3 protein-coding genes are annotated in these 5,258 nt (G+C 43.3%); 2 read left to right on the top strand and 1 reads right to left on the bottom strand.

All coding sequences use genetic code 11. The features are described 5' to 3' along the window. On the top strand, positions 1–182 hold a 182-nt coding region (locus tag ACRC27_RS05445; RefSeq protein WP_438639375.1), incomplete at its 5' end, for a DALR anticodon-binding domain-containing protein. A 206-nt stretch (positions 183–388) separates the two neighbouring features. On the opposite strand, the gene adiA is transcribed toward ACRC27_RS05445, so the two are convergent. After that, a complete protein-coding gene (gene adiA, locus ACRC27_RS05440) occupies positions 389–2,656 on the bottom strand; it encodes an arginine decarboxylase (protein WP_438621808.1) in 2,268 nt (755 codons plus the stop codon). Between the two features lie 1,214 nt (positions 2,657–3,870). On the opposite strand from adiA, the gene potE reads away from it, so the two are divergent. Then, positions 3,871–5,193, top strand: a complete 1,323-nt coding sequence (gene potE, locus ACRC27_RS05435) for a putrescine-ornithine antiporter (protein WP_438621807.1) — start codon at positions 3,871–3,873, stop codon at positions 5,191–5,193. Positions 5,194–5,258: the final 65 nt, after the last annotated feature.

Raw genomic sequence — 5,258 nt, 5'->3', positions numbered from 1 at the left:
CTGAAGGCCGTTATCAGGAAGCCCTGACCGAGCTGGCCGCACTGCGTGAGCCGGTTGATGCATTCTTTGATACCGTGATGGTAATGGCCGATGATACCGCACTGCGTAATAATCGCCTGACCCTACTCAGCACACTGCGCAACCTGTTCCTGCAAATTGCGGATATCTCCGTACTGCAGTAACCGTTATCACATAGCGTAAAAACGCGCGTGCATAAAAATAGGCATGTGCAAAAAAATAAAGCCCCGTCACGGATAACCCTGACGGGGCTTTTTAATTTGCTATAGATTTAGTTCACTCTTTTTTTTACAAAGACGGCCCTATAGATAAAAAAATCCCCGACACATGGCCGGGGATCACTTATCTTACGTCAACGATGCTGTGCAAATTACTGCTTTACACACATGACGTGGTATACGCCGTCTTCTTTCTCAGCACCTTCAGTTTCGTGTTCGAAACCTGGGAAAGTCTCATCCCATGCTTGCAGTGCCTTCATATAACCGATTTGCGGGCTATTTTCGTCACCGAAGTTTTCGCCAGACATCAGCATTGGGATACCTGGTGGATACGGGATAACAGAGTTCGCCGTGGTACGGCCTTTCAGATTGGTGATAGAAACCATCTCAACATTATCAGTCACCAATTGAGAGAATGCCTGACCTGGCAACATATCAATTTGTGGCAGAGTTGAATACGCTTGGTTCAGCTTCACACTTGGGTTGTGGGTTTTTAAGAAGTCGATCATCTTATCGCCCAGATCACGCATACCCAAATCACCGTAAACACTTGGCGCTACCGCAACCAAATCTGGCAGCACTTCGGTCAGAGGAGTATTGGCATCGTAGTGCTTTTTGAACGCCATCAGGCTGTTCATCAGAGTCACCCACTTACCTTTAGTCACGCCCATAGAGAACAGGAACATGATTTGGAAGTCAGTAGTACGGGTTGGCACAATACCAATGCTAGACAGGTAAGCAGTAACCAGTGCAGCAGGAACGCCAGTTGGTTGCAAAGAACCATCAATGTTCAGGCCCGGAGCCAAAATGCTGACTTTAACCGGATCAAGCATTACCCAGTCATCTTCCATTTCAGCAAAACCGTGCCACTCTTCACCTGGGCGCAGTTTCCAGCAAGATTGCTCATTGCTCAGCAACTCAACCGGTGCATCTTCAAAACGGAAGGTTTCGCCAGTGCGTGGGTCAGTCACCATTTCTGGGTTCCACGGTTTGAAGAACCAATCATCGCCCTCGTTGCACTCTTTGTGCATACGCGCTACGGCCTGACGGAAATCAACCGCTTCTTCAATAACTTCAGCAATCAGATGCTCGCCTTGCTTGCCTTCCATCATCGCCGCAGCAACATCGTTTGATGCAGCAATAGAGTACAGCGGAGAGGTCGTCGCATGCAGCATATACGCTTGGCTGAACTGCGCTTCTTTAATGTTACGACGGCCTTCACGCATATGAATGAATGAACCCTGAGACAGCGCATTCAACAGTTTATGTGTAGAGTGAGTCGCAAAAATGGTTGGGTCATTTTCACTGTGCTCAGACTTATCACCGCGCATTGCGTGGTAGCCTTTGTACATTGGGTGGAAATGAGAGTAACCAAACCAAGCTTCATCGTAATGAATACGGTCAACACTTTCACCCAGCAGTTTCTGGATAGTGTCACCGTTATAAATCAGACCATCATAAGTACAGTTAGTCACAACACTGTAAGAGGCTTTCGCCGCCTTATTGGTGATCAAATCGTTTTCAGCAATCTTCTTCTGGATAGAAGCCGCTTGCATTTGCGCTTTCGGGATTGGGCCGATAATGCCGTATGCGTTACGAGTAGGTGTCATATAAACCGGGTTAACACCGGTCAGGATCAGACCCTGTTCGATAGACTTGTGGCTGTTACGGTCACACAGAACAGTATCACCCGCCGCACAACATGCTTGCATGATGGTACGGTTAGAACCCGAAGTACCGCCTACCAGTGAATAGCTACGGTCAGCACCGAATACGCGGGCAACATATTTTTCACTGTCACCGAATGCACCGGTATGGTCTAGCATCGAACCTAACGCAGCACGTTCAATACCCATATCGGTACGGAACAGGTTTTCACCGTAGAAATCAAAGAATTTACGGCCAACGGGTGTTTTACAAAAACCGATACCACCTTGGTGGCCTGGTGCTGACCATGAGTACTCTTTAACTTTCGCATACTCCATCATCGCCGCCATTAAAGGAGGCATGATAGCTTTCTCATAACGCGCTACCGCAGCCTGCAAACGGCCTACGATAAAGTCAGTGGTATCATCTAAAATCAGGAAGGTTTCAGTCACCAGTTCCATCAGCTCAGAAGTCACCGCTTTGTTGTCACTGTGTGAGCTCACCAGCAGGAATACTGGCGCTTTTTCATGGCGAATACGCAGTTGCTTCAAAAAGCTGATGATGTTTTGAGCTTCAGCAGGAACCCACTCAGCCATCACACAATCTACTGCCGCATTTGAGGTTGCGTAGTTAGTTGCATTCTCATAAGAGTGTGCAAACTGAATCACTTCGCCTTTACTGCTCAGAGAAGAAACAATACGCTCAATCGCCTCTTCTAAAGGAATATTGGTAACAGCGCTGTTTCCTACGATCAGGTATTTTTTATCACACATAGATAAACCCATCATTAAAATGTACGCCACACAGCTTATCGTGTTGTAGATAGCAACAGCTTAAGTTGCTACGGCAAGATACGGTCATAAACTGCAAATTAAAGTTTTATAATGTATTCAGGTTGAATCAGTCTAAAAAACAGAGTCAGCCTGAATACATTTCAAAACCAATAACAAATGAGGTGGAAATAATCACGCATTAAAACTTATTTAAAAAAGCCAGACAATTTACTATTTACCAAGTCATTTACTTACTACTTAAATAACTCAAATTCAAAACAGCGCTGCCTAACTGGTTTAGATATTAAGTCTAAAATATATTTATTGCTATTAACTAGTATGTCAAAACATTACAAAACCAAAAACAAAGAATACTAAAACAAAAACCACACATAACTATTCAAAAAAAGTCATAAAAACCGAGACAATCAGGACCAACTGATGAATAATAATAAAATAAATAATCAGTATTTACTGAATAACACAACTTACATAGTCGAAATCACCGAACTAATGCAATCTAATTGCCATTTATATTGGTTGATGCACATCACATTTAATTAATTTAATTCACGCCAGAAACAAGCTGAAATAGACTAAAACATATCCATACAGCGTGCATTAAATGCAAACGCCAAGACCAATAAAATCACACTTAGTGTAGATTATTCATACATACAAACACCTAAAACATACCTGGCAATCAATATATACATGCAGTAAAAACCCCACCCATTTAATAATATTAAAATTCAATCAGTTAGGTTATAACTCGCGAATTATTATGGAAATACAAGGTTACGTATTGCCACGGTTTTTTATTGAACTCAAATTGACGTTTATCTCTAACTGCCATAATGTTTACAGCGTAAAGTAAAGATGTAGCGCACTCATTAGTCATTGTATTATTTATTCCATTTCGTTTATGCATAACAAGCATTGGGTAAATTCAATCTATCTATGGCAGTTATTACATAAGCACACTGGAAATAAAAGCGTATCTGTACACTCACTATTAAACAGTAAGACTTAATTACTAAGTTTTATTTTTACAGATTGATACCTGTTTATAGGGAAACAATCTATCAACATAGTTCGAGTTAAACAGAGAAATGAAGGCGGATATGCTTTTATTTCCAGTTAGCATATAACAATGTCTAATTAATCATATTTTTCAAAATTAAAAGAATAATCCCTTATCGGAGATACAATTCATGGCTACAGAATCGAAAAAAATGGGGCTAATCGGTTTAACCGTATTAGTTGCCGTTAATATGATGGGCTCAGGTATTATCATGTTACCGGCTAGTTTGGCACAAACGGGTGCGATATCACTGCTTTCATGGGTAGTGACTGCAGTGGGCGCTATGTGTATTGCTTATACCTTTGCAAAATGTGGTGCATTTTGTAAGCGTGATGGTGGTATGTCTGCCTACTCTGAAGAAGCGCACGGTAAATCTTCATTCTTTATTGCTTCTTATACCTACTATGTTTGTCTGGTCATCAGTGCGGTGGCCATCGCCGTATCCTGCGTAGGTTACCTAAAACCTTTCTTCCCATGGCTCGGTCAAACCCCTATCCACACGTTTGTGGGTGTCGTTGCCATTTTGATTGTGACTATGGTTGCCAACTTTGCTGGCCCAAAAATCACCGGTCAAATCTCTGGCTTTACCGTTTGGGGGATCATCATTCCGGTAGCGGGTCTGTCAATCATCGGCTGGTTCTGGTTTGATCCAGAAATCTTTATGGCCGCATGGAACCCGCATGCTGACACCACTGTACACGCCGTATCTTCTGGTATCGCGCTAACCTTGTGGGCATTCTTGGGTATTGAATCTGCTGGTGCTAACTCCGGTGCAGTAGAAAACCCAGAGCGTAACGTTCCCCTCGCTTGTCTGTTCGGTACCGCTTTTGCTGCTATTGTCTACATTGCATCAACATCCGTTATCCAAGGTATTGTACCTAACGAAATTCTGGCCACATCAGATGCACCGTTCGGCCTTGTTTTCTCAATGATGTTCAGCCCACTGGTAGGCCAAATTGTTACCGCACTGGCTGTTATCGCCTGTATCGGTTCTCTGCTCGGCTGGCAGTTCACCAATGCTCAAGTATCTAAAGCGGCTGCAGACTCTAAACTGTTCCCACAAATCTTTAGCAAAATTAATGCGGCAGGCGCACCGGTTGTCGGTATGCTGATTATGTTGGTACTTGAGCTGATCTTGGCTTGTATGACCATCTCTCCAAACCTTATCAGCCAATTCAATGCGCTGTTAAACCTGGCCGTATTCATCAACATGGTACCGTATATCCTCTCTATGACCGGTCTGGAAGTGCTGCTGCGTAAAAACAAAGTTAGCAAAAGCCAGTACAAAATCGGTGCAACTGTCGGTACTATCGCGGTGGTTTACAGCATCTACGGTGTTTATGCATGTGGTGCAGATGCCGTATTCGGTGGTTCAATCATCACCCTGTTCGGTTACATCTTCTACGGCTTTATCGCAGCACGTGATGTTCCGGTAAACCAACAAGCAAAATAAATATCCATTCAGTGATGCTATAGGCAGTAATCGGTAGCATCCACTAGATAAAAAAAGCCTTATCT

This window comes from Plesiomonas sp., from assembly GCF_051650925.1.
Taxonomy (GTDB): Bacteria; Pseudomonadota; Gammaproteobacteria; order Enterobacterales; family CAMTGL01; genus Plesiomonas.
This window is presented reverse-complemented; position numbering and strand designations above follow the sequence as displayed.

What these genes read in the sequence shown, in the direction of transcription:
- adiA (WP_438621808.1), bottom strand. Translation starts at nt 2,656, where the DNA reads ATGTGTGATAAAAAATACCTGATCGTAGGAAACAGCGCTGTTACCAAT.
- potE (WP_438621807.1), top strand. Translation starts at nt 3,871, where the DNA reads ATGGCTACAGAATCGAAAAAAATGGGGCTAATCGGTTTAACCGTATTA.